The sequence below is a fragment of the Bradyrhizobium sp. WYCCWR 13022 genome (assembly GCF_030435535.1).
Taxonomy (GTDB): domain Bacteria; phylum Pseudomonadota; class Alphaproteobacteria; order Rhizobiales; family Xanthobacteraceae; genus Bradyrhizobium.
The window spans coordinates 160,761-187,375 of the sequence record NZ_JAUIZJ010000003.1 but is presented as its reverse complement, the minus strand read 5'-3'; the positions used below and the strand labels follow the sequence as shown (position 1 = coordinate 187,375).

Genomic DNA, 26,615 nt, shown 5'->3' with positions numbered 1-26,615 from the left:
GTTGCCGCCGAACAATGGTCGATCGGGCGCCTTTCAGCTGTCACCTCCGGACGAAAGCTCAGCGCGACGCATTCAACTCCGGCCGCGATCCGCCCGTAGCCCAATCGAGAAGCTCAATCGTGTGTACGACCGGAACTGACGTGCCACTGGCAATCTGCACCATGCAGCCGATATTGCCCGCGGCAATCATGTCCGGCTTGACGCTCGCGATGTTGGCGACCTTGCGATCGCGCAACCGGCCCGCAAGCTCGGGCTGGAGAATGTTGTAGGTCCCCGCCGAACCGCAACACAAATGACTCTCGGGCACATCTTTCACCACGAATCCATTCTTGGAAAGCAATTCTTTCGGAAGACCCGTGATTTTCTGCCCGTGCTGCAACGAACATGCGGAGTGATAGGCGACGACGATGTTGTCCTGCCGCGCAGACGGTTCGAGTCCGAGACCGGCGACATATTCGGTGATGTCCTTCGCAAGCGCGGACACCTTCGCCGCATCGGCTGCGAACGCAGCGTCCTCGCGCAGCAGATAGCCGTAGTCCTTGATCACCGTGCCGCATCCGGACGCCGTCACCAGGATGGCGTCGAGCGCCTCGCCGGCGGCCTCTTTCTGCCACGCCGTCACGTTGGCGCGGGCCCGCGACAACGCGTCATCGTCGTGACCAAGGTGATGGGTAAGCGCGCCGCAGCATCGCTCGTCCTTGACCAGGACGACCTCGATGCCATGGCGGGTGAGCAGGCTGATCGCGGCCTGGTTGATGCGGGGCGCCAGCACCTGCTGGGCACAGCCCTGGAGCAGCGCGACCCGGCCGCGCTTCTTGCCGAGTGCAGCGAACACGCTGCCAGGAAGTGCGCCCGGCGTCGGCAACCGGTTCGGCGCCAGCGCCAGCATCGCCTTGAGGCGCTGGATCAGTCCTGGCGTGGCCGCGGGCCGAGGGGTCGGCAGGAAGACGGCGAGAGGCCGGGCCAGCTGTGCCAGCCGCATGCTGATGCGAAACCATTGCGGGTCCGGCAGGACGAAGGCGAGCACCCGGCGCAGCAGCCGCTCGGCGATCGGGCGCTGATAGCGCTGCTCGATCCTGACACGGGCCTGGTCGACGAGGTGCATGTAGTTCACCCCGGACGGGCAGGTCGTCATGCAGGCGAGGCACGACAGGCAGCGGTCGACATGCTTGACCACCTCCGATGTCGGCGCCTGGTCCTTCTCCAGCATCTCCTTGATCAGGTAGATCCGGCCGCGCGGACTATCGAGTTCGTCGCCGAGCAGCACATAGGTCGGACAGGTCGCGGTGCAGAAGCCGCAATGGACGCAGGCGCGCAGGATCTTGTCGGCTTGCGCGATGTCGGGGTCGGCGAGCTGCGCGAGTGAGAATTCGGTCTTCATGCCGTAGCGCCCCGCCTCAAGCGTCCCCGATTCAGAATGGACTTCGGATCGAAACTGGCGCGGACCCGTTCGCTCAGGGCGGCGATCCCGGGCGCTTGCGGATGGAACACATCGACGCCGTGCCTGACGTCTTCGGCCGCCCGGATCAGCGTCGCGTGCCCGCCAACCGCATCGGTCCGCTGGCGCACGGCCGGGGCATGTGCGTCGGCCTTCGGCGGCACCGCCGCCCAGATCAGCCCGCCGCCCCAATCGTAAATGACATCGCCCCCGGTCTCGCGCGCCAATTGAGTGCCGAGCGCCGCGCCCGATGCCGGCGGGCAGACGATCCGCCACACCGGCCAGGCGCCGAGCGCGCCGCCGGCCGCGAACGGCAGCACGTCGCGGACGGTGGCCCACAGCGTGGCGGAGGCGGCGTCCTCGATCAGGGTCGCAGTTCCGAACGGCGCAAGCATCTCGCGCAGCGAGCCGGCGCGATGGGCGGCGGAGGCTGTGATGCCCTCGAGCCGCAGCACGGTCAGCGCCTCGCCTTCGCCGGCGACGTCGCCGAGCCCGTCGGCCTTGGCCCGGAATGCCGATTTCGGCAGGTGCGCGGCGGCGGAGACGTCGTAGGGCGAGCCGAGCGCCGCGGTCATCGCCTTGTTGGCGACCGCATCATCCAGCCCGCGCAACAGCAGCGTCCGCTCGGCTTCGGGCTTGGGCATCACCTTCAGCGTCACCTCGGTCATGACAGACAGCGTGCCCCAGGAGCCCGCCAGCAGTTTGCAGAGGTCGTAGCCGGTGACGTTCTTCACCACCTTGCCGCCCGTCTTGAAGCTGTCGCCGAAGCCGGAAACGGCATGCGCCCCCAGCAGATGATCGCGCGCCCCGCCCGCCTTGATCCGGCGCGGGCCGGCGAGCCCGGCCGCGATCATGCCTCCGATGGTGCCCAACGCGGGCGTGCCGAGCAGCGGCGCGGTGTTGACAGGCTCGAAGGCGAATTGCTGGTTCTTGGCGTCGATCAGCGACAGCACGTCGGCCAGCGGCGCGCCGGCCTGGAGCGTCACGATCAGTTCATTGGGTTCGTAGGAGGTGACCGAATTCAGCGCCGAGACGTCGAGCACGGCGTTGGTTGCCATGGCGTGCCCGATGCTGCGCTTGCTGCCATGACCGATGATCTCGAGCGGCTGCTCATTGGCAATCGCCGCGCGCACCACCTCTTCGACGTCTCTGGCGTCTCTGACCTTGAGCGTATCCACGACTGAGCCGGTATCCAAGTTTAGAGCGGAAAGCAAATATGCAGCATTGCAACGAGGCCGGTGCAATTGCCACTAGAACCGCGGGATGTCCGGAAACGCCAGCTTGCCGGCGTGGACATGCATGCGGCCCAGCTCGGCGCAGCGGTGCAGGGTCGGAAACACCTTTCCGGGATTGAGCAGGCCTTGCGCATCGAAGGCGCATTTCAGCCGCTGCTGCTGGTTCAGGTCGATCTCGGTGAACATGTCGGGCATCAGGTCGCGCTTCTCGATGCCGACGCCGTGCTCGCCGGTGAGCACGCCGCCGAACTCGACGCAGGCGCGCAGGATGTCGGCGCCGAAGGCTTCGGCGCGCTCGATCTCGCCGGGCTTGTTGGCGTCATAGAGGATCAGCGGATGCAGATTGCCGTCGCCGGCGTGGAACACGTTGGCGCAGCCGAGCTGGTATTTCTCCGAAAGCTCGCGAATGCGCGCCAGTGCCTTCGGCAGCGCGCCGCGCGGAATGGTGCCGTCCATGCAGAGATAGTCGGGCGAGATGCGCCCCACCGCGGGAAAAGCGGCCTTGCGCCCGGCCCAGAACAAATTACGTTCGGCCTCCGAATTGGAGATCTGCAGCGTCACCGAGCCGCAGCCTCTTGCGATGGTCTCGACGCGCGCGATCAGCTCGTCGACCTCGATCTTGGGGCCGTCGAGCTCGATGATCAGCAGCGCTTCGACGTCGAGCGGGTAGCCGGCATGGACGAAGGCTTCGGCGGCGTGAATCGCCGGCTTGTCCATCATCTCCATGCCGCCAGGAATGATGCCGGCGCCGATGATGCGCGCCACACATTCGCCGGCAGCCTCGACCTCTGCAAAGCCGACCATCAGCGCCCGCGCCGTCTCCGGCTTTTGCAGGATGCGCACCGTGATCTCGGTGATGACGCCGAGCAGCCCTTCCGAGCCGGTGATGACGCCCATCAGATCGTAGCCGGGGTTTTCCGCCGACTTGCCACCGATGCGCAGGATCTCGCCGCTCATCAGGACAATCTCGCAACCGAGCACGTTGTTGGTGGTCATGCCGTATTTGAGACAGTGCACGCCGCCGGAATTCTCCGCGACATTGCCGCCGATCGAGCAGGCGATCTGCGAGGACGGATCGGGCGCATAGTAGAAGCCGGCATGCGCGACTGCCTGGCTGATGGCGAGGTTGGTGACGCCGGGCTCCGTGACGACGACACGGTTGTCGAAATCGATCTCGCGGATGCGCTTGAACTTGCCGAGGCCCAGCAGCACGCCGTCCTCCAGCGGCAGCGCGCCGCCCGACAACGACGTGCCGGAGCCGCGCGGCACCACCTTGATGCCCTGCGCGGCACAATATTTCAGGACCAGCGAAACTTGTTCGGTGGTGTCGGGCAGCACCACGACCATCGGCGGCTGCCGGTAGGCGGTCAGCCCGTCCGATTCATAGGTCCGCATCTCGGCCGCGCTGTCGATTACGCCCTCGCCGGGCACGATGGCGCGCAAGGCTGCAACGATCTCGGCGCGGCGCGCAAGCACGGCCTGGTCGCTCGCGGGCATCATGATGGCCATGTTACGAAACCTTCGTCCGGCATTGGAATTTGTTCCGGCAAATCAATCATGTCTGCCCGCGTTTGGGTAGGGTCCTCCGAAGGTCGCATTGCTTTGTTGCAGCGCAAGTTCTCTCTGAGGCAAGTCTGCTATCAGGAAACCTGTCAGGGTTTGGCGGCTTGTCCATGTGCACCGGACCTGCCAAAACCACGACCCACCCTCTGACCCCGGGAAGAGACGAACAGCTATGACAAAATTGACTTTCGGCGCGCTGGTTGCCTTCGCCACGATTGCCTCAGCGTCCACCGCGATGGCGCAGGACGCCGCGGCCGGCAAGACGTCGTTCAACAAGTGCCTGGCCTGCCATGCGATCGGCGAAGGCGCCAAGAACAAGGTCGGCCCCGAGCTCAACGGGCTCGACGGCCGTCATTCCGGCACCGCGCCCGACTACAACTATTCCGACGCGAACAAGAATTCCGGCATCACCTGGAACGAGGCGCAGTTCAAGGAATACATCAAGGACCCGAAGGCCAAGATCCCCGGCACCAAGATGGCGTTCGCCGGCATCAAGAACGAGACCGAGATCAACAATCTGTGGACCTACGTCTCCCAGTTCGACAAGGACGGGAAGATCAAGCACTAAGCGCTCAAAAGGCGGCCGCTACTCGGCGGTCGCCTGCGCCGGGGCGATCTCGCCGATCATCGTCTCGATCTCCGTCTCGACGAGACCCGGCACCGCTGTCTGCACCATGTGACCGAGATCGGGCAGCACGATCAGCTTTGCATTCGGCACGGTCGCGGCGAACGGCCGGGCGTGGATATCGGTCTTCACCGTCGTGTCGGGCGCACCGGCAATGATCGTGACGGGCACCCTGATCTCGCCGTAGCGCGGAGCCTGCGCGGCCACCGACGCCTTCAGCGTGACGAGATCGTAGGCATTGGCGATGAATTCGCGCGGGCGCAGCAACAGCGGCGTCGCGGACTCCTTCACGAATCCATCAGGCATCGTCTGCGGCAGGAACACATTGCGTGCTCCTGCTTCGGTGACGAAATAGCCCAGCGGCAGTGTGATGGTGTAAGCCAGCAGCGGGCCGATGACCGGCATTGCGACGATCTCGTTGTAGCGGCCGACGCCGCCGCGCCAGGGATGGGTCACCGGGGCCAGCATTACGAGGCCGGCGACGCGGCTCGCATGATCGAGCGCGAGCCGCGCGCCGAGCGCGCCGCTCCAGGAATGCACGACGAAGACCGCGCGATCGACCCCAAGCTTGTCCAGCGCTTCGTCGATCATCCGCGCCTGGATCTCCGGCGTCGAATCCTGCCGCCGTGCGCGGGTGCTCCAGCCGTGACCGGGACGGTCGATCAGAATGACGCGATGGTTGCTGGCGAGCCCATCGCCGAGCGGACGCCGCATCACCTCGAGGTTCGAGCTCGCGCCGTGCAGCATCACGATCGGCAGGCCCGCCTCGCGCGGGCCGATATCGACGACGTGGAGCGTCGCGCCGTCGACCTCGATCATCCGGCCCTGCGGCGGAAAGGCACGCTGCACGGCGACAATTCCGGCCTGCGTGACCAGCGCCAGCAGCACCAGCGCCGTCACGGCTGACATCACGATCATGAGGAGCGTCCGGGCAATCCAGGGCACATTTGGAGTTACGATTTAGGCTGGCGGCAGTTTCGCGCAAGCAGGCTCGGCGCTTCACAGGAATTGCCGCCCTGTGGATATGTGCATAATTCGAAGGCTGGAAAATTCAATGGAATCAACGGCCGTGTCCAGCCATTCACAAGCCTCGGACCAGCTTCATGCGGCCGTCATCGCGGCTTCCTTATAATCGCCACGGTCGGTTCCGCCATCTAGACGCGGATGGGCGCCGATCGCTCCTCGCAACTTCAGGGGATTGCGGGAAAGACCGGCAGGATTGTCCTGGTTTGAACCGGAGGATTTTCGATGAGCTTCAGATCGAATGACACCGCAATCGACGAGATCATCGCGAGCTGCAACGGCGATTTGCGCGGCGCCGTGCGGGCGCTGCTCCTGATCAACGAGCATCTCGAGACGGAACTCGCAAAGGCCTATGCCGCCGCCGCCGATCGCGGCCTCGCCGAGCGCGGCACCAGCGTCCTGCACTAGGCTGCAAGGCTAGCCTGCGCTGTCCTCGGCCTTTTCCTCGTCCGGCGTGAGCGCGGGACAGGCTCCGATGGTCGAGCGCGCCAGCTTGGCATCGGCCTTGGATTTATAGGGGCCGTCGCCGAACCAGATGTCGCCGTTGATGACCGGATTGCTGGTCACGATGTTGCATTTGCCGGTGGCGCGATTGCCGACCACCCAGAACATCCCGTCGGCGAGGCTCATCGTCCCCGACGCCAACAGCAAGCTGCAAGCAAAGATCAGACGCTTCATGGCTTTTGCTCCTGCCATGCAGGTAGACCTGCGGCGGTGCCGACAACAGTCCTCGCGACATCGCGCCTCGGATCGTGGTTAATCGGCGCGCGCCGCAACCGCTCCAGAAATGATCAACTTATCGGCTAGATGTCTCGGCCTTCGACCTTCTCGGTCAAGGCCTTCACCTGCTCGGGGATCTTCTCGAGGTGCGGATTGACGGCGAGCGCCTTGCGGTAGGCCTCGAGCGCGCGCTTCTCGTCGCCAACGTCCTGCATGATCATGCCGAGACCTGCGAGCGCGCCGAAATGACGGGGCTCTCTGATCAAGACCTCGCGGATGTCGGCGAGCGAACGGGCATAGTCGTTCTGCATGTAATAAAGCGTGGCGCGCCGGTTCCAGGCTTCGACGTAGTCGGGCCGGAGCTTGATGACGGAATCGAGCAACTTGATCGCGACGTCGATCTTCTGTGCATCGACGGCCGCCTTGGCGCGCGCCATCAGCAGCGCGGCAGTGTCGCTCGGGGTCTGCAGCCAGATCGCCCAGATCCGCGCCTCGACGTGTCTGGCGCTGGCATCGTCGGGGGCGGCTTTCAGCGCACCGAACAGGAAATCGAGATTCTTGGTGCGATCGACCTTGGGCAGCTTGGCCGGCGCCTCCGGCAGCTTCTTCTGCTGCTTCGCCGGCGGGGCGGGATCATTCTGCGCCAGCGCCGGCGCAAGGCCGGCGGTGCCGAGGACCAAGGCCAAGCACAGCATGCGCGGATGAAAGAATCTCACGGTCATGGTGAAAGTCTAAACGCGCAAAGCCGCCCTTGCAAAGCAAAGGCGGCGTCAAACTCGTGTGAAACCGTGGTCTTGCGGGGCGCGCGAAGGCGACCGCGAGGGCAATCAGCCTTTTGGCGGATCAGCCCTGGCGAGCCTTGAAGCGGCGCTGCACCTTGTTGATCACATAGACCCGGCCCTTGCGACGGACCAGGCGGTTGGCGCGATGGCGACCGCGCAGCGACTTCAGCGAGTTACGGACCTTCATGGCAGAATCCTGAACGTTCGAAAGGCCGTGTTCGGCACTACCGTTTCGGCACGCGCGAATGTGGCAAAATGAAATCTTTCCCGCTGGCGGACCGGCCGCCCGGGACGGGGCGGTTCTTAAGGCATGGCGGGAGGTCATGTCAATGTTAACTGGCCGGTTCCCCTCGGCCAAATCGCGAAAACAACCCCATGCACAGTAGAAACGGCCGGATCGGTCTAATTCCGACCGGTCTCACGGTTTAGGCCCAGCAACGCCTTGCCAAATTCGTTATATCATATAATCAATTTGGCAACCCGTCGGGAGGAAACCAATGCCCAAGCTGAAGCTGCCTGATATCGACAAGGTCGTCGCGATCGACATTCACACCCATGCCGAGGAGCCCTGCGGCTGCCATCCCGACGACGGCTATGACGACTTCCAGGCGCAGATGGCGGAATACTTCAAGTCGCCGAACAAGCATCCGCCGACCGTGCCGGAGACCGCGGCCTACTACCGCTCCAAGAACATCGCCGCCGTGATCTTCCCGGTCGACGCCGAACGCGAGACCGGCTTCCGCCGCTACAACAATTACGAGATGATCGAGGCCGCCTCCGACCATCTCGACGTCCTCATCCCCTTCGTCTCGATCGACCCGCACAAGGGCAAGCTGGGCGCCCGCGAGGCGCGCAAGCTGATCGAGGAATACGGCGTGCGCGGCTTCAAATTCCATCCGACCATGCAGGGCTTCTATGCCAACGACCGCATGGCCTATCCGCTCTACGAAGAGATCAACAATGGCGGCGCGATCGCGCTGTTCCACACCGGCCAGACCGGCGTCGGCTCCGGCATGCCCGGCGGCATGGGCATGCGGTTGAAATATTCCAACCCGATGTACATGGACGACGTCGCGGCCGACTTCCCCGACCTCAAGATCATCCTCGCGCACCCCTCCTTCCCCTGGCAGGAGGAGGCGCTGTCGGTCGCGACCCACAAGCCGAACGTCTATATCGACCTCTCCGGTTGGTCGCCGAAATATTTCCCGCCGATCCTGGTGCGCTACATCAACTCGATCCTGCAGGACAAGATGCTGTTCGGCTCGGACTGGCCCGTCATCACGCCGGACCGCTGGCTGTCGGACTTCGCCAAGATCGACATCCGCGACGAGATCCGGCCGAAGGTGCTGAAGGCCAACGCGCGCAAGATTCTGGGAATCTAGCTGCGGTCTCTCAACGCATCGCGGGCTTCGATCGCATGGATCGAAGCCCTCACGTCAAGCGCTCGAGACTTCAGACCTGCGTCAAAGGGCCGACTGCCAGCCATTGCCGCCGTCATTGCGAGGATCAGCGCCCTGGAGCGCAAGCGGCAAAGCATGCCAGCCTCCGTTCAGCGACCGAACGATCCGACACGGGCGCAATCGTTCAATTGACGGGGACGCTGCGCGATTCGGCCGCTTGGGTCGGAGCATTCTGCACCATTGATCGCCGGTCCTTCACATAGGCGAGAGGCACTCCGAACCTCTCCACCGTAGCGACAATCTTGCCATCAAGATCCTGATCGCAGTTCATGTGGGTCGGTGCGATGAAAAATTCGGACTGATTCCACTCAGGCTTGAAGTCCCAGCGCAGTTGCGGGAGCGTGACGGTGCGTTCGAAAGACTTGCGATCGCCGCACGTGGCCACCGAATAGACCTTCGCCGACTCGAGCCCCTTGGGTGTCGTTGTCCTGACATAGGCCTCGAGCCGGTGGATGGCCTCGGGCATGCTGTTGAACCAGTAGTCGAGGTCATAGCGGCGGAAGGCGCCGGCCAGACCGCCAACCAGCGAATTGTAGTAGAGGTTCTCGTAAGGATGCAGGCGATACAGGACGCTGGCGTCCCATGTGAGGCCTGTGCCGATCACCGCGGCGCAACAGGCGGCCATGACGCGGCTCCGAGAACCGGTCATCGCAAGCAGCTTGTTGAGCCCGACGCCGGCCAACACCGCCAGCGGCGGAATGACAAACAGGAAGTGGCGCATTCCGGTAAAGGCCGGTCCTCGGAATACGACCTGACAAGCGACCGGGAAGGCGATCGCCAACGACAGAACCGCGACATCCTTCTGTTGCTCGAGCAATTTGCCGCGCAGATTCGCCATTGCCGCAGCAACGGCCAGCGTCGCTCCGGCAAGTGTCAGGGGAGACGTTCGGATCATGATATAGACCGGGACATATGCGCGTGGCACGTCGCCCATCTCGTAGACCTGGCCGGCAAAGAGGGTGCGAATTGGGTAGTCGAAGTCCGAAAACGCGAGCAGGCCGCGGATGGGATTCATCGGCGACAGCGCGGACCAGGGCCAGGCCACGATCATGACGAGATAGGCGAGCCCAAGCGCCGGCAGCAGGCGTGCCGCTGCCGCCGTCGAATGGCGCCTTGCGCCCTCGGACCACGGCAAGTACAGGGCCATGGCGAAGCCGACCTGAACGAGGATCAGCAGTCCGAGAACTCGCAGGCCAAGAGCCGCTCCTGTCAGCAGGCCCAGTGCCAGGATGTCGGAACGAGAGGGCGACGACATCCGCCGGCCCATGCGGATCAAGACCAGCGTCGCGCCGATCATGGCCACGGCAAAGGGAATGTCCTTCGTGTGGTTGAACATGGCCCCGTACCACGGACCGCACAGCGCAAGGCTCAGCGCCGCCAACAAGCCCGCACGCGGGCCGGCCACGAGGCGCGCCGTCGCCGCCGTTGCGGCGATCCCGCCGACCCCGATCAGCGCACACAGGATGTGCCGCAGGTCAAAAACATCGATCGGAAGCAGCCGCCCCAGCGCCACCGCAACGACGTCGAACAACCCACCATAGAGGTAGAGGTTGTCCAGGTTGAACACGTCGCGATCTCTCAGACCGCTCAGATAGTAGTCCAGGATCAGTTGACCGTACCGATGTTGGACGACTTCGTCGTTGGAGACCGCGTAATCCCTGAACGTATAGAGGACCGCGACGGCCAGCGCCGCGACGAGCGCGAGCGTGGCCCGGTCGAAGGCATCCGTCGGCAGCCATCTGCCGGATGCGTGGAGTCGACCACCGGATGGCGCCGCCACGTTCGGTGGACGATCGTCCACTCCACGCGGTCCAAACGACATCGAGCGGCGCGCAGTCGTCATGCGGAGCGCACCGGAAGCGGCTTGTGCCGGCGCGCCGCTGCGCTCAGGGCGCGCCTGTACCAGGTGAAGAGCAGCGCCACGCCGCACATGATCAGGATGCCGATCACGCCGACGGCGATATGGGCGACGAAACCCGCGGATGTTTCGGTCAGCGCGGCGTAGCCGATGAAGGACAACGCGACACCGAGCGAAAAGATCTGCAGCGAATATTGACCGCACAGGATCAGTGGCTGCGCCCATGGCGATTCCAGTCCACGCCATCCGTTCGGCACGAATCGCAGCGCCACCACGGCCAGCGCGAGGAAGTGGCCGAAGCGCAGGATGTCGAGATCAGTCTTGTCGATCGGGTAGATGAGCCAGACGAGCCATGCCGGCATGAATCCGGCAATGGATGGGAGATACCAGGTCAGCGTCACGAGGAAGCAGGCCACGATGTAGCCCACGGCGATCCAGAACACCACGGGCGAATCGATCAGCGGCGAGATCCTCCTGCCTCCGCCGAGCGCACACCAGGCGCCGAACACGAACAGGAGCTGCCAGGCGAAAGGATTGAACGACCAGAAGCCGGCGGGATAGCTCGACAAATGCAGGTCGTAGCGGATGGTGATCGTGTAGAGCGCGATCGAGATGGCGAGCGGAAAATCGGCCCGCCATTTCGCCAGCAAGAGCACCAGGGGTAACGCGCTCATCAGCACCACATAGAGCGGCAGGACGTCCATGTTCAGCGGACGATATCGCAGCAGCAGCGCCTGAATCATCGCCGGGCCCGGGTCCCTGAAGAACTCCGTGACTTCCGTCTCCTGCATGTAGAACCCGTTCCCGGTGAGGCCGGTGACCACGGCAACTGCGGCAATCAGCACCGAGAACAGCAGGATATGGGCGCAATAGATCTGCCAGACACGTCGCAGGATGCGTGCGCTTCCGATCACGAAGCCGGCTTCGAACAGCGTCCGTCCATAGACGAAGGCGGCCGTGAACCCCGAGAGGAAGATGAAGATTTCGGCGGCATCGCTGAAGCCGTAGCTGCGGATCGTGAACCACGCGAGGACGTCGGGAGAAACGTGATCGATGAAGATCAGCCACAAAGAGAGCCCGCGGAACAGGTCTATTCGCAGCTCCCTCTCCCCGCTGATCGTCGGCAGGGTCGCGGCCGGCGCCGCTGCCAGCAACGGCCAGATGCCGCGTGTCACGGCGGTTGGAGCGTCAAGGGAAGGCGTTGGGGTACCCTCGTCAGTACCCGACAGCTGCATTGGAAATCCTCGCCACCTAACGCTGCCGCACCGAGCTGAATGAATGGGAACCCTAGAGATTCCGTTCCCAACCGCTATTGATCTGCGTCAAGACTGCGGTTGTCACGAGCGATCACCGCTTCCGGTTCGGAGCAGGTGCGTCAAGACCGTAGACGCGGCCACTTGCCGCGACAAAGCGAGCTCATTCTTCCAGATAGGCTTTGACCTTGCCTTTCCTCACCGCCGCCTTCAGGACGGCATGGTCCCGCTCGGCCTGATCAGCATAGTCGACCGCAAAGCGGCTCACCGCCCGATCGAACTCGTCACTGGATGACCCGAGATAGCCGCTGATCGTAGCCGATATCTCGCTGACCTTGGCATGCGCGCGTGCCAGAACCCAGCCGCAGGCCGTCGAATAGACCTCCAGAAGGTTCGCGTCGAACGTTTCGATCAAGGGCTTTATCTTGGCGTCGCGGAGCTGTCGCACATAGAACTGGCGGTCGTGCGAACCGGTGAGCCACCCGAGGAATATGTCCGACGCAGGCTGCATGAGGCGCTGCCCCATGACCACACGCTGTCCGTGGTGACGATAGGCACTCCGTCCCGCATACGGCTCCAGCACGGACTGCGCCGCTTCCTTGACCTGTAGAAACAGCGGGCTGTCGGCCTCCGACATCATGAGGACGATCCAGCATCGCCGGCCCACACTTCCGACGCCGACGACCTTGATGGCCGCGTCGACCAGCCGGTAGCGATCGAACAGCTGACGCCGGTCATCGGACAGGGACTCCCGATAGGTGCCCAGGATCGATTCGAGAGACGAAAGGACATCGGGGGCGCGCGCCGTTTCCGGATGAAAGATGAGAGGAGGCTGTTCCGTGATGCGGATTTGCCCGCCGACGCTGCCGGCGAGCTTCGGAAAATCGAGCTCCGATCCCCTGTCTTTGGCGGCGTGATCGATCCGCCGCTGCAACTGCTTCCTCGCATTCTTCGGCGCGATCTTCATCACGTCCGCGGTGCCGACGTTCGTGTACCAGACCGCGAGCGGATCCATTCTGGAAAATTCGCGCATGCGCTCGCGATAGCTGCGCGCAGCAGCCGCAGCGCAATCGCGACCCTTGGCGTCGGACAGTCCGATCGATCGCGCGGCGAGCACGACCGAGGCGGCGAGACGCTTGACATCCCATTCCCATGGCGCCGGCGACGTCTCGTCGAAATCGTTGATGTCGAAGATGATGTGGCGTTCGGGAGTGGCAAAGCCCCCGAAATTCAAGAGGTGGCAGTCGCCACAGGCCTGCACGTTCAGTCCGGTACTGGGCGTCCGCGCCAGGTCGGCGGCCATGATGCCCGCGGAGCCACGATAGAACGCGAAAGGCGATTGCAGCATCCGGCCATAGCGGATCGGCACCAGTTCCTGCACCCGACCGGCATCCGACTTGTGCAGAATTTCGAGGGGGTTCGGCCGGCCCTTGAACGATTTCCAGCGGCCATGTTGCTCGCGCGGGACCTTGTCGCGAAGAGCCTTGCCGGCGGCGGAGCGATCGTCCGGGGAGATGATGTGCGCCGCCGTGCCTCCGGTCGGCTTCGTCTTCGCTTCAAATCTGTTGCTGGCACGATCCATCATGAGGCGGGGATTTATGAACGGGCTCATCGTCAATGTTTCCTCACGGAATCCCGGGAGCATTGACCTGGATCAAGCGATCGGCAGTTCGGCTGCATCAGCCTTCCCACTCATCAGCCGAGCGGGCGGACAGCATGACCGATGCGACAAACGCAATGGACAAGGTCGAGGGACGGGCGACGCGGCTGTCGTGGTTGCCGCCCGTTCGTTGGCTCGCGAATTATTCTGCGGCCTGGCTGCCTTCCGACGTCATTGCCGGGATCACGCTCGCAGCCTATGCAATCCCGGTGTCGCTTGCCTATGCCGCGCTGGCCGGTCTGCCTCCGCAGGTCGGGATCTACGGCTACCTGTTGGGCGGGATCGGCTACGCGCTGTTCGGATCTTCACGTCAGCTCGCGATCGGCCCCACTTCAGCCATATCGCTGATGATCGCCGGCACGGTGGGCGCGATGGCTGCCGGCGATGCCCTCCGCTACGCGCAGATCGCAAGCCTTGCAGCGTTTACCGTGGCCGCGCTCAGTTTGCTTGCATGGCTGCTGCGATTGAGTGCCCTGGTCAAGTTGATCAGTGACAGCATCCTCGTTGGATTCAAGGCCGGCGCCGGGCTGACCATCGCAATGACGCAGTTGCCGAGCTTGTTCGGCGTCAGCGGAGGCGGTCACAACTTCTTCGAACGAGTTTATCTGTTTGTCTCGCAACTCGGTCAGACCCAGCTGCCGGTTCTTCTAGTCGGGCTCGTGGCCCTCGTCCTGCTGGTCGCCGGTGAACGTCTGCTGCCGGGACGCCCTGTCGCACTCGGCGTCGTCGTGCTGGCCATCGTCGCGGCGACCCTGCTTGGCCTGCCGGCACTCGGCGTTCCCGTGACAGGTAAAATTCCATCTGGTCTGCCTAGCCTTGCTGCGCCGGCCCTGCGGATACGAGACGTCGAAGGCATCGTGCCGCTCGCGGGAGGATGTCTGTTGCTGGCCTACATCGAGGGCGTTTCCGCCGCACGAACCCTCGCGGCCAAGCATGGCTACGCCATCGATGCACGCCAGGAGCTTCTTGGCATCGGGGCCGCCAACCTTGCCGCAGCCATTGGACAAGGCTACCCCGTCGCAGGTGGACTCTCGCAGTCGGCCGTCAACGACAAGGCCGGCGCCCGCTCCGCGCTGGCGCTCGTCTTCGCCTCGATCACGCTGGCCTTATGCCTGCTTTTTCTGACGGGATCGCTCGAGAACCTCCCGAAGGCGGTTCTCGCCGCGATCGTCCTCACGGCAGTCTATGGCCTGTTGGACTTCCCGGCGATGCTCCGTATGTGGCACGTCAGCCGGCTGGACTTCCTGGCGGCGACGATCGCGCTCCTGGCCGTGCTCTGGCTTGGAATTCTGCACGGCATCCTGCTGGCGGCCCTGGCTTCGATTCTGCTGCTGCTCGCACGTGCGTCGCAGCCCCACGTCGCCTTCCTCGGAAGAATTCCGGGAACTGAGCAATTTTCCGACATGGAGCGTCATCCTGACAACGAGCCCGTGCCCGGCGTGATCGTGTTTCGGCCGGAGGCCTCGCTGATCTATCCCAACGCCGACGCCGTGCTGGAAGCGGTCCTGACCCGTGTTCAATCCACCCCCGGCCCGATCCGACTGGTGGTCTGCGACCTGTCGGCCTCGCCCTTCATCGATCTCGCCGGCTCGCGGATGTTGCGCGACCTGGAAGCTGAACTTTCCGGCCGCAGCATCACACTGCGGATCGTAGGCGCCCACGGAAGAGTGCGCGATCTCCTGCGCGCCGATGGCCTCGAGGACAAGGTCGGAGGCATCGACCGAACCGCCACGGTCGAGAAGGTGCTCCTGGTATCATTGAGACAGACAGGCTGATCTTCTCCGCCAAAGGAGGCCGATGTGAAGACTGTCGACGTCATCTATCGATATCAGGCAGATGCGCCCGCGAGATCCCGACCGTCCGGCAGCAGCGAAGCGCGGCTTCGTCTCGATGAAGGCAATCGGGCATTCGCGGCGCTGCTCGATCAGGTCAAAGATGAATTCGGGCGGACGGAGAGGATCGTGCCGGTCGACGCACGTGACCTCGGCTTGATCTCCCGCGAGGCCGGGCTGCCGACCCAGCATCCCTTCGCCGCCGTGCTCGGCTGCTCGGACGCCAGAGTGCCGATCGAGCTCATTTTCAACGAAGGTCCGAACGACCTCTTCGTCGTCAGGGTGGCAGGCAATGTGCTGGGCCCGGATGTGCTGGGCAGTTTGAAGTTTGCTGTCGAGCATCTGGGCGGCAGTCTGAGGCTCATCGTTGTCCTGGGACATAGCGGATGCGGCGCCGTGACCAGCGCCGTCGATCTGTTCCTGAATCCGCGAGACTACGTGTCGCTCGCAACGAAGCATTCGCTGCGCAACATTCTGGATCGCCTGCTGGTCGTCATTCAGACCTGCGCAAGGAAGCTGGCCACGACCTTCGGACCGGACGTCGTTCAGCGACCGCAATACCGGGAGGCCCTGATCGAGGCATCGGTCGTCACGAATGCTGCGCTCGCGGCCTACTCGATCCAGGAGGCGGTGGGGGCGACGAACGACGCAGAAGGCCTGCGAGCGGTCTATGGTGTCTATCTGCTCGAGAACCGGGAGGTATGGGCACCGCGTCCGGGAGAAGCGCAGACCGTCGGTCTTGCGGCAGCCCCACATGACCTTGCCGGATTTGTCGATCTGGGAGACGCCATTGTCAGGTCGGAGCGGATTGCCCACCTCCTCAAATGAGCAATTGCGTCGCTCGGACGGCAGCGTCGGATGGCAGCATCTTGATTATTTCGACCGGGAGCCTGATGGCATTCGGACAATCATTTACCGGACGCAGCATCGATCTGCCCGGCCGTACTCCGCGCAGGCGGGCGCAATTCGCCGTTCAGCCATCCCTTTACGATTGCCGATTTGAGCGGATCGAGCGCCCATTCGCCTGACGCGCAATCGGTCGTCCCAAGGGGAACGCGCAATTCGATGCGAACGCGCTTGCGACTATCTTGGTAGCGCTTCAATCGTTGCGACCATGTTTGGATGCGCATTGGCTGGCCCGTGCGACAGTGAAGCGCCCGTTTTCGATCGTGGGAGGTTGCCCCTGACAACGAGCTAGTTTCGATCCGGATACGTGGCTCGCGCCATTGTCCCAAAGGGAAGCCGCACCGCTCACGAAATTTGCGCTGGATCAAGGACGCCTTAGCGGCGTACTTCGCGTCATTCGCGACGGTCACAGTTGCAATGGCGGACTTCCTCTGTGTCCTGGTAAGATGATAGTCATGCTCACGCCCTCAAGCGGGGTTGTTGTGACCGCAAACGGCCAGGAAGGACAGCCGATGCCAATCAAAGCCGTCGTCTTCGACGCTTACGGGACGCTCTACGACATCCAGTCCGTCGCAGAGATCACCGAGGACGCGTTTCCGGGCTATGGCGAGATCATCACGCAGGTCTGGCGGATCAAGCAGCTCGAATACACCTGGTTGCGATCGCTGATGCGGCGCTATCAGGATTTTGCCGCCGTCACCCGCGACTCGCTGGCCTATACGCTGCGCATTCTCGGGCTCGCCTATGAGAGCGAGGCCTTCGATCGCGTCATCGAGAAATATCTGCATCTAGATCTCTATCCGGACGCGACGACCGCGCTCGCCGCGCTGAAGCCGCGCAAGCTGGCGATCCTCTCCAATGGCAGCCCTGACATGCTGGACGCGCTGGTGCGCAACTCCGGCCTCGACCGCCTGCTCGACGCCACCATCAGCGTCGACGCCAGGAAGATCTTCAAGCCGAGTCCGCAAGCCTATGAGCTGATCGGCGAGGTGCTCGGCACCGCGCCTGAAGAGGTGCTGTTCGTCTCCTCCAATCCCTGGGATGTCGCCGGCGCGAAATCATTCGGGCTGAACGTCGCCTGGATCGAACGGGTGACGCCGGAGGCGATGGCGCTGGCTTGCGTCGAGAACGAACTCGTGGCACCGCTGACCATGTTCAAGGCGATCCGCACCCAAATGGACGAACTCGGCTTTGCGCCGGATCATCGTGTTCGTTCACTCTCGGAACTGGCCGGGATCGTCAAGGGATGACCCGGACATCGCCGCCCGCCCGTAAGTCTGGAATGAGCTGACTGGAATGAGCCTGGAATCCGTTCGCGCCTTCTTCGCCGAGAAAGCCCCCGACATCTCCGTCATCGAATCCCCGATCAGTTCGGCGACCGTGACGCTGGCAGCCGAAGCCTACGGCGTCGAGCCCGGAATGATCGCCAAGACGCTGAGCTTGCGCGTCGGCGAACGCGTGATCCTGATCGTCGCGGCCGGCACCTCGCGCATGGACAACAAGAAGGTCAAGGCGCAGTTCGGCGGCAAGCCGAAGATGCTGGGTTTGGAGGAGGTCGCCGAGATCACCGGCCACGAGGTCGGCGGCGTCTGCCCGTTCGGGCTCAAATCGCCGCTGCCCGTCTATTGCGACGTGTCGCTGAAGGCATTCGACATCGTGGTGCCGGCCGCGGGCTCGACCCACAGCGCCGTGCGTATCACGCCGGATCGCTTGGCCGAGTTGACCGCGGCCGAATGGGTCGATGTCTGCGAGCACAAACCGTAAGGCGCGACGCGGGATGCCTGATGCATTTGCCGGCCAGGGAGGCTAGCATGGCGACCATGACCGACGACAAGATGAAACGACGATTGACCACCGTGCTGTGCGCCGACGTGTACGGCTATTCGCGTCTCATGGAAGCAGACGAGACCGGAACGCTGGAGACGCTGCGCCGCTACCGCACGGCCATCGCGCGACTGGTCGAGCGTCACGACGGCCGCATCGTCAATACCTGGGGCGATGCCGTGATCGCCGAGTTCGCCAGCGTCGTCGAGGCAGTGCAATGCGCGGTCGAGATTCAGCAGGAGATATCCAGTTCGGATTCGGACGCGCCCCAGGCGAGCCCGATGCGGTTTCGCATCGGCATCAACCTCGGCGACGTGATGGTTGATGGCACCGACATCTATGGCGACGGCGTCAATATCGCATCGCGCCTGCAAGAGCTCGCCGACCCCGGCGGCGTCGTGATCTCGAGCTCCGTCTACGATCAGGTGCACAACAAACTATCCGTTGGCTTCGACTGTCTCGGCCAGCGCCCGATGAAGAACATTGCCCCCCTGACCAGTTACCGGCTGACCCTGGGCGGCCAAGCCGCCGGATCAGCGAGCTTCCCGGGCGAGGAAACCGCAACGTCCACAGCGCGAGCGCGCGCTCCGCGGATGGAGGACAGGCGCGAGCCATCGTCGTCGAGCAACGTCGTCTCGAATTGGCTCGGAAAGCTGCCCCGGCCGGTTGCAGCGGCGCTCACGGTGTCGGCCTTCCTGATTCTGATCAATCTGTTCACGGGCGCGCATAAGATCTGGTTCCATTGGCCCGTCGCAGCCATTCTCTTCGGTGTCGCCTTGCGGACGGTGCTTGGACATCGACCCGAATCGGACAGCAAGGGCGAGCGCTGAAGGAGGCGGCCCGGCCGCATCGTCGCGCCGAGCGCTGCGTGCCGAACGCTGGACGGCGCTAATCGTCGTCATCGTCATAAGGCCGCGGCTGCAGCTGCTGAGGTGGCGGCGGCAGCGCATTGTCATAGCGCGGCGGCGGTGCAGCGCGATTGCGCGGGACCTGCTGTTGCGGCGACATCTGGTTGTTGGACTGGAACACGGCGCGACAGCCGCTGGAGAGTTGCGGCGTGTTCTCTCGCAGACACGCGGTGATGCGTCCCACATCCGGAATCTGGTCGCTGCACAGGCGCCAGACATCGGGCGTGCAGGCCATCTGCTGCTCCATGGTTCCGCGATATTCTTCGGCGAATGCTGCGCTCTGCGCGACGATGCCGCCGATCGCAAGCGCCATACCCAGCGCAATAGGCTCTGTCCGCATGGTCCTGATCCTTCCCGATTGTCCCCGGATGCTCATCAATCAATGAGGCGGGAGCCGGTTCTGGACCAACAACTAAATGTGAAAGGGCCGCTGGAACCTATTCCTAAGCCCACCACGGATTCACGCCTTTGCTTTTCCGCGCGGCTTCCGCTTGCAGGTGCCCGGCAGCTTGGCCGCAAGGAAATCGCCGAGGGCTTCGACGCGCGCGGGGCGTGGGCCGCCGGGCGGGGTTACGAGATGCACGGCGCCTTCGGCTTGCTTCCAGTCTTTCAGGATCACCTCGACTTCGCCGGAGGAGATGGCTTCACCGACGATGAACTCGGGCAGCTCGGCGATGCCGAGGCCTGCGATCAGCGAGGGCATCACCGCTTCGCCGTTGTTGACGCGAAGCAGCCCGCCCGGACGCACGCTGGCCTGCTCGCCGGCGGAATTGGTGTAGTGCCAGATGTTGGGCGTCGAGAGATAGGCGTAAGCGAAGCATTTGTGCTGGGCCAGATGCATCGGATGCGTCGGCCGGCCGTGCTTCTTCAGGTACGATGGCGCTGCGACCGTGAAGCGGGGCATGGTGAAGAGCCTGCGCGCGATCAGCGAGGAGTCCGGCAGCCGCGCGATCCGCACCGCCATGTCGAAACCCTCGCCGATGAGATCGACGGTCGCATCGCTCAAATGCAGGTCGACCGAAACTTCCGGATAGGTCTCGAAGAACTCCGGCAGCAGCGGCGCCACCGCCTTGATACCGAAGGTCATGGGCACGGCGAGCCGCACCAGGCCGCGCGGCGCGACCGACTGCGCCAGCGCCTCGTTCTCGGCCGCCTCGCCGTCGGCGAGCAGGCGCGTGGCGCGGTCGGCGAGCTTGTGGCCGGCATCGGTCAGCGCGAGGCGACGCGAGGTGCGGTTGAACAGGCGGGCCCCTAGCCGCTCCTCCAGGCGGGTGACCGCCTTGGACACCGTGGCCTTGGACATCGCGAGCTCGCTCGCGGCACCCGCAAACGACCGTAACTCCACGACTTTTGCGAAAATCGCGAGCGCCTCGAAATCGGGGAGTTTTGCCATGGGGTCAATCCATACGGTCTATTTATCGAAACAATGCGTTTCAACAGTTTCTATTTCTATACCACAGACGGAGGCTTATCCAAGGGCCATCAGACATTCAGGAATGGAGAAATCCAATGACCAGGAAGCTCTCAGGCAAGGTTGCCCTCGTCACCGGTGGTTCGCGCGGCATCGGCGCGGCCTCGGCCCGCGCTCTCGCCGATCAAGGCGCGGACGTCGCCATCAGCTATGTCGCCTCGCCCGAAAAGGCCGAAGCCGTCGTCACCGAACTGAAGGCCAAGGGCGTCAAGGCCCGCGCCTACAAGGCCGACCAGGCCTCGTCGAAGGACGTGACCAAGCTCGTCAACGACGTCGCCAGGGAATTCGGCCATCTCGACATCCTCGTCAACAACGCCGGTGTCGCCAATGGCGGGGCGATCGACGATGCCAACGCCGACACGGCCGCGCTGGAGCGGCAGGACCAGGTCAACGTGCATGGCGTGATCGCGGCGATCCGCGCCGCCTCGCAGTTGATGGGTGAAGGCGGCCGCATCGTCACGGTCGGCTCGATGCTCGCCGACCGCGCCTCGTTCCCCGGCCTTGCCGACTACGTCGCCACCAAGGCGGCCGTGGTCGGTTACACCAAGGGCGCGGCACGCGACCTCGGCCCGCGCGGCATCACCGTGAACGTGGTGCAGCCCGGCTCGATCGACACCGACATGAACCCGAAGGACGGCGGCGAGTTTGCCGAGACCCAGCGCAAGCAGCACGCGCTGCAGCGCTTCGGCCGTCCCGAGGAGGTCGCAGCCGGCGTCGTGTTCCTCGCAAGCCCCGAAGCCTCCTTTGTCACCGGCACCGTGCTCAATGTCGACGGCGGGTTCGGCGCCTGATCAGGCGCCACCACAGTCCAACAAGGAATTACGCAAATGATCGAACTCAGGCCTTTCAACAAACTCGGCGGCGCCGATCACGGCTGGCTGAAGGCCAAGCATCATTTCTCCTTCGCAAGCCACTATGATCCGAACAACATGGGCCATGGCGCCTTGCGGGTGTGGAACGACGACGAGATCGCGCCGAACACCGGCTTTCCCGCCCATCCCCACGCCAACATGGAAATCATCACCTATGTGCGCGAAGGCGCGATCACCCATCAGGACAGCCTCGGCAACGAGGGCCGCACCGTAGCCGGCGATGTTCAGGTGATGAGTGCCGGCAGCGGCATCCGCCACTCCGAGTACAATCTGGAGCCGACCAGGACGCGGATCTTCCAGATCTGGATCGAGCCGACGCTGCGCGGCGGTCAGCCGACCTGGGGCTCGAAGCCGTTTCCGAAGGCCGATCGTTCCGGCAAGCTCGTCACCATTGCGAGCGGCATCGACGGCGACACCGACGCACTGCCGATCCGCGCCGATGCGCGAGTGCTTGCCACCACGCTGAAGGCCGGCGAGAGCGCGGAGTACGAACCGCAAGAGGCGCGGCATCTTTATCTCGTGCCCGCGGCAGGCGCGGTCGAGATCAACGGCGTCCGCGTCAACGCCCGCGACGGCGCCGCGATCCGCGACGAGAGCAAGTTGAAGATCACCGCGCTCGAAGACTCCGAGCTCGTGCTGGTCGACGCCGCGTAACGCTCAACAACCAGCCATCACATCCAATCCAACGGAGACCACCATGACAAAAGTTCTCGTCCTCTATTATTCCGCCTACGGCCACATCGAAGCGATGGCCAACGCCGTCGCTGAAGGCGCGCGCGAAGCCGGCGCGACCGTCGACATCAAGCGCGTGCCCGAACTGGTGCCAGCCGAAGTCGCCAAGGCCTCGTATTACAAGGTCGACCAGGCTGCCCCGATCGCCAAGGTCGAAGACCTCGCGAACTACGACGCGATCATCGTCGGCACCGGCACCCGCTTCGGCCGCATGGCCTCGCAGATGGCGAACTTCCTCGACCAGGCCGGCGGGCTCTGGGCCAAGGGCGCGCTGCACGGCAAGGTCGGCGGTGCGTTCACGTCGACCGCGACCCAGCACGGCGGCCAGGAGACGACGCTGTTCTCTGTTATCACCAACCTCCTGCATTTCGGCATGGTGATCGTCGGCATGAACTACGGCTTTGCCGGCCAGATGAAGCTCGATGAGGTCACCGGCGGCGCGCCCTATGGCGCCACCACGATCACCGGCGGCGACGGCAGCCGCCAGCCCAGCGCCAATGAGCTCGCCGGCGCGCGCTATCAGGGGCGCCAGATCGCGGAGACCGCGAAAAAGCTGCACGGCTGAGCTTAGGCTGCAAGCAACCGCATGGCAGGTACGTCGCGGGCGGCATTCTCCGAAGGGAATGCCGCCCCATCTATGTGAGCAAACGATAGGGCTTACGACACGAATGGCTTTCGAACTTCTCCTGATCGCGCAGATGATCCGCAGGCCGGCACAGGCCGTTGCGCGCCGGTGGTATTGCCGCAGCCTGTTTCGTGCCTCGCGCGGGCGATTTCACTGCGCCGATTGCACGGGATCCTGACCGTCACGCCTGCGTGATGTCGCCGTGTGCCGGAATGCCGACGGCCGGCACGGACGCGGGCGCGGTTGAAAGCCACCAGCCGTCGCCGGCAAACCAGCAGGTGTCGTCGGGCGAGTCGCCTCGCCGCAACGACTGCACGCTCTCCCATCCCTTTGCGAACGCCTCGGCCAATCGCTTGCCTGCCTCCGCATCCTGAAGTCCCGCGCAGCCGATGAACTGGGCCCGGCTCAGGAATTTCGCCGGCCATGCCGTCGCCTCCTCCGGGCGCGTGATCATCAACATGCCGCCGAGCATGCCCTCCGGCGCCAGCGGAAACACCAGCCGGCCGCCTGGGCGCAAGGCTTCCAGCCACGCCGCAGCCGGCTGCGCCGCGCCGGCGCAGACATAGATCACGTCGACCTCAGGCAGATCGGCAGCAATACCCGAGCGCTCGCGCAGCTCGACCGTGGCGATGTCCTTCAGATTCTCTCGCGCGAGCGCCGACAGGCGTTCGTCGATCTCATAGGCATAGACGCGGCCGTTGGGCCCGGCGAGCTCGGCCAGAATGGCGGTGTAATAGCCGGTGCCCGCGCCGATCTGGAGCACGGTCTCGCCTTCCTTGACGCCGCAGCCGCTGAGCCAATAGGCGTGCGCGCCGGGCATGCCGATGTTGATGCCACGCGCCGGATCCAGCGCCAGCAGCACGTTCTGATAGAGGAAGGCGGGATCGTCATCGGGCGTGACGACATAGGGATGGCCGCCGAGCGAGATCCACCACGGCCCGGGCCCGGCGAAGGGCTCCCGCCTCACCTTGCGAAAGGCCTGTTCGAGGCGCGGATCCGTGGCCTTGGCCGCAGCGCAGATCAACTGCGCGTAGAACGCGCGATATTTCTCCGAACGATCCTTCATGTCGCCTCCTGGCCGAGGCGGTCACGATAGCACAATTGATGCGATCTTCGCGTGACCGCTGCAACCGGAAACGTCATACGTTTCAGCGGGTCTTGCCGATGGCGCGCGCGACAACGGCCGCAAGCTTCGGAAAGCGACGCAGGCCCTGCGCGGCATGGTCGCGCAGCATGTAAGGCAGCCCGCGCCAGGACAGCGCGACGCTGACATCGGTCAGCGGCACCGGTTCGGCGCCGAAGCGGCGCTTGTAGTCGTGATTGCCGATGCTGAGATCGAAACGCCGCACGCCCTGCGCATGCAGCGCCGCCATGGTGCGCTCGGTGACGAGCAGCCCAGGCGAGCAGTTCGCCCATGGCTTTCCGGCATGGCCGATGCGCAGCAAATAATAGGTCGCGCCGTATCTGACGCCGAACGTGGTCGCGACAATGCCCTCGTCGCAGACGAGCGCCGACACCACGGCGTAACCCTCCGCGACGCCCTGCCGAGCGACATCACGGTAGAAGCGGCCATGGGCCTCGTCGTTGAGGACGAAGCGCGAGCCGAGCTGCTGCATCCGCTCCTGCTGCTGCATGTCCATGACGTCGAGCAGCTCGTGGGCGCGCGACATGTCGGTCGCGATCTCGAACCGCGCGCCGTCGTGACGGCTGAAGACGCGCCAGCAGCGCGGCATCTGCATGCGCTTGATCGAGGCCTGGTAATCCGCGTAGTCGTCGCCAGTGAGCACGAGATTGCCGTTGAGCGAGCACGAGCCGAGCCGGCCGAGCGACACCAGCGGGTTCGGCTTGGCGCCGACATAGGCCGGCAGCTTCTTCAGGCGCAGCAGGTCGAAGCGATCAGGCAAGGCTCGCAAGCCGTCGACCAGCGCCATGCTAATCGCCCGTGCGCTGGCCGCATCGAAGCTTGGATCGCAGGCCAGGATCGGAGCGTTGTTGTCGGAGACGCCGAGATCGGCAAACTCGACGATGCGGATGCCGCGCCTGATGTGACTGAACATCGGCACCATCGCGATGTCCTTGCCGGTCACCGCGTCGGTGATGACGGCGATCAGCGGCGCGACGCCGTGAAAGGCTTCGTACCAGGCACCCAGCCAGTAACCATGCTGAAACGCGGTGCGATGGCCGGCGCTCAGGCGCAAAGCAGCCCGTCGCCAGTCACGCAAGAAATCGACTGAGATTCCCGACGTGCTGGACACCCGACCGTCTAGTTGCTCGACGCTGAGAAACGCCATTTGCGGGGCATACAGTTACAGAACATTTCCAGATAGATTATGTTTTGCCGCAGACCACAAGTTACGTCGCTGCTTATCGTTAAATAGATACCGTCGCTGTACGTGCGCGGCGTCTCCCGTGTGCCGATATGAAACGCGAGGCTGCGACAAATTGTCAGCGCTCGGGTTCCGTTCGTTCGACGCACTGGAACCTGGCCAGGAAGTGCAATCCGGCGACCGCAAGCGCGAACATGAACCAGACCGGATTCTGCCGTTCGATCAGGAAGGTTTCCGTCGTTCCGAAATACAGGCCGAACAACCAGATGGTCAGGAACAGCTTGCCCAGCGCGTTGCTGCGGTTGTGGGCCTGGGCCTGTTGAAAATTGCGCAGCGGCGCAAGCACGAAGATGAGAATGACGAGCAGCAGCCCGGGCAGGCCGATGGTGACGGCGAGATCGAGATAGCTGTTATGGCTGTGCGCCGCCGTCACCGCCCATTCCGAGCCCCGGACGGTCCGTCCCTCGGCGGCGCCGTCCCAGAACGCCGCATAGCCATGACCGGTGATCGGCTTTTCCGCCACGGCTCCAAGCGCAAACTCCCAGACCTCGGCACGGCCGGTGAAGGTTGGATCGACCGGAAGAGCCCGCGTGATGCCGCCGAGCAGCGGGCTCACGACGCTGCCGACCGTCAGCAGATTCATCACGATGAGGGGCACGAAGCAGATGATCCGCTTCAGCCACAAGCTCCTGACGGTGTAGACCAGCGATGCCAGCGCGTAGATCGCAAGGCACAGCACCGACGACGTCTTGCCGCCGGTGAAGATCAGGAAGATGCCCGCAAGCAGTGTGATCGCGGGTCCCATCACGAAGGAGCCCACAGCCGAAAGGTAAATTCCGACATAGACCAGGATGGACATCACCGGCGAGGCGATATTCTTGTGGCCAAAGCTGCCGCGCCAGTCGCCCGCAAGCTGCGGCTCGGTGATGTCGAGCGCGCTGTGAATCGAATATTGCGGGGCAAAGAGGACGCCGAGAAAGCACACCACCAGCAGCGCCAGCGCAGCGCCGCCAAGGCACAGATTGAAGCTGCGCGGCGTCGACGGCAACAGCGGCAGCAGGATGGCAAGCGTGGTTGCGCTCGCCGCCAGCACGAAGCGCTGGATCGAGATCTCGCGGCTCTCGGAAAATGCGATGTTGATCAGCATCCAGCCGATCAGGCACAGATGCAGCGGCGTGACCAGGCTTCTGAGCGAGAGCGCGTCGGTGGTGAGGGTGAGCAGCACGGCGACCGCCGCCAGCAATCCGAACGAAATGTAGGTCGTCGCCAAGCGACCGCTGACGACTGTGGCGATGTCGGGGTTGCGCAAGTCCGGGAACGGATCGAGCGTGATCAGGACCAGAAGCAGGGCCGCGACGGCGACAAGACAACGCGCCGCGTGCACAACGTCGAGCCTCGCCAGCAGGCCGCGCAGCGCCTGGCCGAGCGAGTGGGCCTCGACGTCAGTCATGTCTGCGGCGCTGCGATCCATGCCTCGAGACCTGACGGGACGATGGGGACC

Annotated in this window: 26 protein-coding genes; 11 read left to right on the top strand and 15 right to left on the bottom strand. The window is 64.1% G+C overall.

Going from position 1 to position 26,615, the window contains the following annotated elements; genetic code table 11:
• Positions 1 to 58: 58 nt before the first annotated feature.
• The 3 genes from glcF to QY049_RS09630 all read right to left on the bottom strand — a co-directional run bounded on the left by glcF (position 59) and on the right by QY049_RS09630 (position 4,182).
• Positions 59 to 1,381 carry a glycolate oxidase subunit GlcF gene (glcF, locus tag QY049_RS09640; protein ID WP_301269288.1) on the bottom strand — a complete coding sequence of 441 codons (1,323 nt, stop codon included), beginning with the start codon at positions 1,379 to 1,381 and terminating at the stop codon, positions 59 to 61.
• Positions 1,378 to 2,616: an FAD-binding protein gene (locus QY049_RS09635; protein WP_194477886.1), complete on the bottom strand. Its 1,239-nt coding sequence runs from the start codon at positions 2,614 to 2,616 to the stop codon at positions 1,378 to 1,380. Before QY049_RS09635 ends, glcF begins: the two co-directional genes overlap by 4 nt.
• Positions 2,617 to 2,688: 72 nt before the next feature.
• Positions 2,689 to 4,182, bottom strand: coding sequence for an FAD-linked oxidase C-terminal domain-containing protein (locus QY049_RS09630; protein WP_258763846.1), 1,494 nt, complete (start codon positions 4,180 to 4,182; stop codon positions 2,689 to 2,691).
• 226 nt (positions 4,183 to 4,408) lie between these two features.
• Here QY049_RS09630 and cycA point away from each other — a divergent pair, with 226 nt between their 5' ends.
• Positions 4,409 to 4,804 carry a cytochrome c-550 CycA gene (gene cycA / locus QY049_RS09625; protein WP_194477888.1) on the top strand — a complete coding sequence of 132 codons (396 nt, stop codon included), beginning with the start codon at positions 4,409 to 4,411 and terminating at the stop codon, positions 4,802 to 4,804.
• Positions 4,805 to 4,822: 18 nt separating this feature from the next.
• Here cycA and QY049_RS09620 read toward each other — a convergent pair whose 3' ends face one another.
• Complete coding sequence (locus QY049_RS09620) at positions 4,823 to 5,779, bottom strand: alpha/beta fold hydrolase (RefSeq protein WP_258763847.1); 957 nt, start codon at positions 5,777 to 5,779, stop codon at positions 4,823 to 4,825.
• Positions 5,780 to 6,109: 330 nt separating this feature from the next.
• Here QY049_RS09620 and QY049_RS09615 point away from each other — a divergent pair, with 330 nt between their 5' ends.
• On the top strand, positions 6,110 to 6,292 hold the full coding sequence (locus QY049_RS09615; RefSeq protein ID WP_194477890.1) for a hypothetical protein: 183 nt from the start codon (positions 6,110 to 6,112) through the stop codon (positions 6,290 to 6,292).
• Positions 6,293 to 6,301: 9 nt separating this feature from the next.
• Here QY049_RS09615 and QY049_RS09610 read toward each other — a convergent pair whose 3' ends face one another.
• From QY049_RS09610 to ykgO, 3 genes are all read right to left on the bottom strand, one after another.
• Complete coding sequence (locus tag QY049_RS09610) at positions 6,302 to 6,562, bottom strand: hypothetical protein (RefSeq protein ID WP_194477891.1); 261 nt, start codon at positions 6,560 to 6,562, stop codon at positions 6,302 to 6,304.
• Positions 6,563 to 6,687: 125 nt separating this feature from the next.
• On the bottom strand, positions 6,688 to 7,326 hold the full coding sequence (locus tag QY049_RS09605; RefSeq protein WP_258763848.1) for a tetratricopeptide repeat protein: 639 nt from the start codon (positions 7,324 to 7,326) through the stop codon (positions 6,688 to 6,690).
• A 121-nt stretch (positions 7,327 to 7,447) separates the two neighbouring features.
• Positions 7,448 to 7,573, bottom strand: coding sequence for a type B 50S ribosomal protein L36 (gene ykgO, locus QY049_RS09600; RefSeq protein ID WP_006611362.1), 126 nt, complete (start codon positions 7,571 to 7,573; stop codon positions 7,448 to 7,450).
• Between the two features lie 310 nt (positions 7,574 to 7,883).
• On the opposite strand from ykgO, the gene QY049_RS09595 reads away from it, so the two are divergent.
• Entirely contained in the window at positions 7,884 to 8,768 is an 885-nt protein-coding gene (locus QY049_RS09595; protein WP_194477893.1) for an amidohydrolase family protein, read from the top strand.
• Positions 8,769 to 8,970: 202 nt separating this feature from the next.
• Here QY049_RS09595 and QY049_RS09590 read toward each other — a convergent pair whose 3' ends face one another.
• The 3 genes from QY049_RS09590 to QY049_RS09580 form a co-directional block, all read right to left on the bottom strand.
• Positions 8,971 to 10,647, bottom strand: a complete 1,677-nt coding sequence (locus QY049_RS09590; RefSeq protein WP_258763849.1) for a glycosyltransferase family 39 protein — start codon at positions 10,645 to 10,647, stop codon at positions 8,971 to 8,973.
• Between the two features lie 38 nt (positions 10,648 to 10,685).
• The gene (locus QY049_RS09585) at positions 10,686 to 11,879 is read right to left on the bottom strand and encodes an OpgC family protein (protein WP_258763850.1); all 1,194 of its coding nucleotides are present in this window, start codon (positions 11,877 to 11,879) and stop codon (positions 10,686 to 10,688) included.
• Between the two features lie 241 nt (positions 11,880 to 12,120).
• On the bottom strand, positions 12,121 to 13,539 hold the full coding sequence (locus tag QY049_RS09580) for a DUF2252 domain-containing protein (RefSeq protein ID WP_194482857.1): 1,419 nt from the start codon (positions 13,537 to 13,539) through the stop codon (positions 12,121 to 12,123).
• Positions 13,540 to 13,673: 134 nt separating this feature from the next.
• Here QY049_RS09580 and QY049_RS09575 point away from each other — a divergent pair, with 134 nt between their 5' ends.
• The 5 genes from QY049_RS09575 to QY049_RS09555 all read left to right on the top strand — a co-directional run bounded on the left by QY049_RS09575 (position 13,674) and on the right by QY049_RS09555 (position 19,009).
• Positions 13,674 to 15,392, top strand: a complete 1,719-nt coding sequence (locus QY049_RS09575; protein ID WP_246755626.1) for a SulP family inorganic anion transporter — start codon at positions 13,674 to 13,676, stop codon at positions 15,390 to 15,392.
• Between the two features lie 24 nt (positions 15,393 to 15,416).
• Positions 15,417 to 16,277: a carbonic anhydrase gene (locus tag QY049_RS09570; RefSeq protein ID WP_258763852.1), complete on the top strand. Its 861-nt coding sequence runs from the start codon at positions 15,417 to 15,419 to the stop codon at positions 16,275 to 16,277.
• A 590-nt stretch (positions 16,278 to 16,867) separates the two neighbouring features.
• Entirely contained in the window at positions 16,868 to 17,605 is a 738-nt protein-coding gene (locus QY049_RS09565; protein ID WP_258763853.1) for a haloacid dehalogenase type II, read from the top strand.
• Between the two features lie 46 nt (positions 17,606 to 17,651).
• Entirely contained in the window at positions 17,652 to 18,119 is a 468-nt protein-coding gene (locus tag QY049_RS09560) for a YbaK/EbsC family protein (protein WP_258763854.1), read from the top strand.
• 56 nt (positions 18,120 to 18,175) lie between these two features.
• Complete coding sequence (locus QY049_RS09555) at positions 18,176 to 19,009, top strand: adenylate/guanylate cyclase domain-containing protein (RefSeq protein WP_258767072.1); 834 nt, start codon at positions 18,176 to 18,178, stop codon at positions 19,007 to 19,009.
• 58 nt (positions 19,010 to 19,067) lie between these two features.
• On the opposite strand, the gene QY049_RS09550 is transcribed toward QY049_RS09555, so the two are convergent.
• Both QY049_RS09550 and QY049_RS09545 read right to left on the bottom strand, forming a co-directional pair.
• The gene (locus tag QY049_RS09550) at positions 19,068 to 19,427 is read right to left on the bottom strand and encodes a hypothetical protein (RefSeq protein WP_194477899.1); all 360 of its coding nucleotides are present in this window, start codon (positions 19,425 to 19,427) and stop codon (positions 19,068 to 19,070) included.
• Between the two features lie 120 nt (positions 19,428 to 19,547).
• Positions 19,548 to 20,480, bottom strand: a complete 933-nt coding sequence (locus QY049_RS09545) for a LysR family transcriptional regulator (protein ID WP_258763855.1) — start codon at positions 20,478 to 20,480, stop codon at positions 19,548 to 19,550.
• A 116-nt stretch (positions 20,481 to 20,596) separates the two neighbouring features.
• On the opposite strand from QY049_RS09545, the gene QY049_RS09540 reads away from it, so the two are divergent.
• Genes QY049_RS09540 through wrbA form a run of 3 tightly spaced genes read left to right on the top strand, consistent with a single transcriptional unit; the run spans position 20,597 to position 22,727 of the window.
• Positions 20,597 to 21,349 carry an SDR family NAD(P)-dependent oxidoreductase gene (locus QY049_RS09540; RefSeq protein ID WP_258763856.1) on the top strand — a complete coding sequence of 251 codons (753 nt, stop codon included), beginning with the start codon at positions 20,597 to 20,599 and terminating at the stop codon, positions 21,347 to 21,349.
• 36 nt (positions 21,350 to 21,385) lie between these two features.
• On the top strand, positions 21,386 to 22,084 hold the full coding sequence (locus QY049_RS09535; protein ID WP_258763857.1) for a pirin family protein: 699 nt from the start codon (positions 21,386 to 21,388) through the stop codon (positions 22,082 to 22,084).
• A gap of 43 nt (positions 22,085 to 22,127) precedes the next feature.
• Positions 22,128 to 22,727 carry an NAD(P)H:quinone oxidoreductase gene (wrbA, locus tag QY049_RS09530; protein ID WP_258763858.1) on the top strand — a complete coding sequence of 200 codons (600 nt, stop codon included), beginning with the start codon at positions 22,128 to 22,130 and terminating at the stop codon, positions 22,725 to 22,727.
• Between the two features lie 241 nt (positions 22,728 to 22,968).
• Here the strand turns inward: wrbA and QY049_RS09525 are convergent, their stop codons facing one another.
• From QY049_RS09525 to QY049_RS09515, 3 genes are all read right to left on the bottom strand, one after another.
• Entirely contained in the window at positions 22,969 to 23,853 is an 885-nt protein-coding gene (locus QY049_RS09525; RefSeq protein ID WP_301269287.1) for a protein-L-isoaspartate O-methyltransferase, read from the bottom strand.
• Positions 23,854 to 23,935: 82 nt separating this feature from the next.
• Entirely contained in the window at positions 23,936 to 25,078 is a 1,143-nt protein-coding gene (locus QY049_RS09520; protein ID WP_258763859.1) for a GNAT family N-acetyltransferase, read from the bottom strand.
• A 154-nt stretch (positions 25,079 to 25,232) separates the two neighbouring features.
• Positions 25,233 to 26,585, bottom strand: coding sequence for an O-antigen ligase (locus QY049_RS09515; protein ID WP_258763860.1), 1,353 nt, complete (start codon positions 26,583 to 26,585; stop codon positions 25,233 to 25,235).
• Positions 26,586 to 26,615 lie beyond the last annotated feature (30 nt).

Coding starts and splice junctions, on each gene's coding strand:
- glcF (WP_301269288.1), bottom strand. CDS start 1,381: ATGAAGACCGAATTCTCACTCGCGCAGCTCGCCGACCCCGACATCGCG.
- QY049_RS09630 (WP_258763846.1), bottom strand. CDS start 4,182: ATGGCCATCATGATGCCCGCGAGCGACCAGGCCGTGCTTGCGCGCCGC.
- cycA (WP_194477888.1), top strand. CDS start 4,409: ATGACAAAATTGACTTTCGGCGCGCTGGTTGCCTTCGCCACGATTGCC.
- QY049_RS09620 (WP_258763847.1), bottom strand. CDS start 5,779: ATGATCGTGATGTCAGCCGTGACGGCGCTGGTGCTGCTGGCGCTGGTC.
- QY049_RS09615 (WP_194477890.1), top strand. CDS start 6,110: ATGAGCTTCAGATCGAATGACACCGCAATCGACGAGATCATCGCGAGC.
- QY049_RS09610 (WP_194477891.1), bottom strand. CDS start 6,562: ATGAAGCGTCTGATCTTTGCTTGCAGCTTGCTGTTGGCGTCGGGGACG.
- QY049_RS09605 (WP_258763848.1), bottom strand. CDS start 7,326: ATGACCGTGAGATTCTTTCATCCGCGCATGCTGTGCTTGGCCTTGGTC.
- ykgO (WP_006611362.1), bottom strand. CDS start 7,573: ATGAAGGTCCGTAACTCGCTGAAGTCGCTGCGCGGTCGCCATCGCGCC.
- QY049_RS09595 (WP_194477893.1), top strand. CDS start 7,884: ATGCCCAAGCTGAAGCTGCCTGATATCGACAAGGTCGTCGCGATCGAC.
- QY049_RS09580 (WP_194482857.1), bottom strand. CDS start 13,539: ATGGATCGTGCCAGCAACAGATTTGAAGCGAAGACGAAGCCGACCGGA.
- QY049_RS09575 (WP_246755626.1), top strand. CDS start 13,674: ATGACCGATGCGACAAACGCAATGGACAAGGTCGAGGGACGGGCGACG.
- QY049_RS09565 (WP_258763853.1), top strand. CDS start 16,868: ATGCCAATCAAAGCCGTCGTCTTCGACGCTTACGGGACGCTCTACGAC.
- QY049_RS09560 (WP_258763854.1), top strand. CDS start 17,652: ATGAGCCTGGAATCCGTTCGCGCCTTCTTCGCCGAGAAAGCCCCCGAC.
- QY049_RS09555 (WP_258767072.1), top strand. CDS start 18,176: ATGACCGACGACAAGATGAAACGACGATTGACCACCGTGCTGTGCGCC.
- QY049_RS09550 (WP_194477899.1), bottom strand. CDS start 19,427: ATGCGGACAGAGCCTATTGCGCTGGGTATGGCGCTTGCGATCGGCGGC.
- QY049_RS09545 (WP_258763855.1), bottom strand. CDS start 20,480: ATGGCAAAACTCCCCGATTTCGAGGCGCTCGCGATTTTCGCAAAAGTC.
- QY049_RS09540 (WP_258763856.1), top strand. CDS start 20,597: ATGACCAGGAAGCTCTCAGGCAAGGTTGCCCTCGTCACCGGTGGTTCG.
- QY049_RS09535 (WP_258763857.1), top strand. CDS start 21,386: ATGATCGAACTCAGGCCTTTCAACAAACTCGGCGGCGCCGATCACGGC.
- wrbA (WP_258763858.1), top strand. CDS start 22,128: ATGACAAAAGTTCTCGTCCTCTATTATTCCGCCTACGGCCACATCGAA.
- QY049_RS09525 (WP_301269287.1), bottom strand. CDS start 23,853: ATGAAGGATCGTTCGGAGAAATATCGCGCGTTCTACGCGCAGTTGATC.
- QY049_RS09520 (WP_258763859.1), bottom strand. CDS start 25,078: ATGGCGTTTCTCAGCGTCGAGCAACTAGACGGTCGGGTGTCCAGCACG.
- QY049_RS09515 (WP_258763860.1), bottom strand. CDS start 26,585: ATGGATCGCAGCGCCGCAGACATGACTGACGTCGAGGCCCACTCGCTC.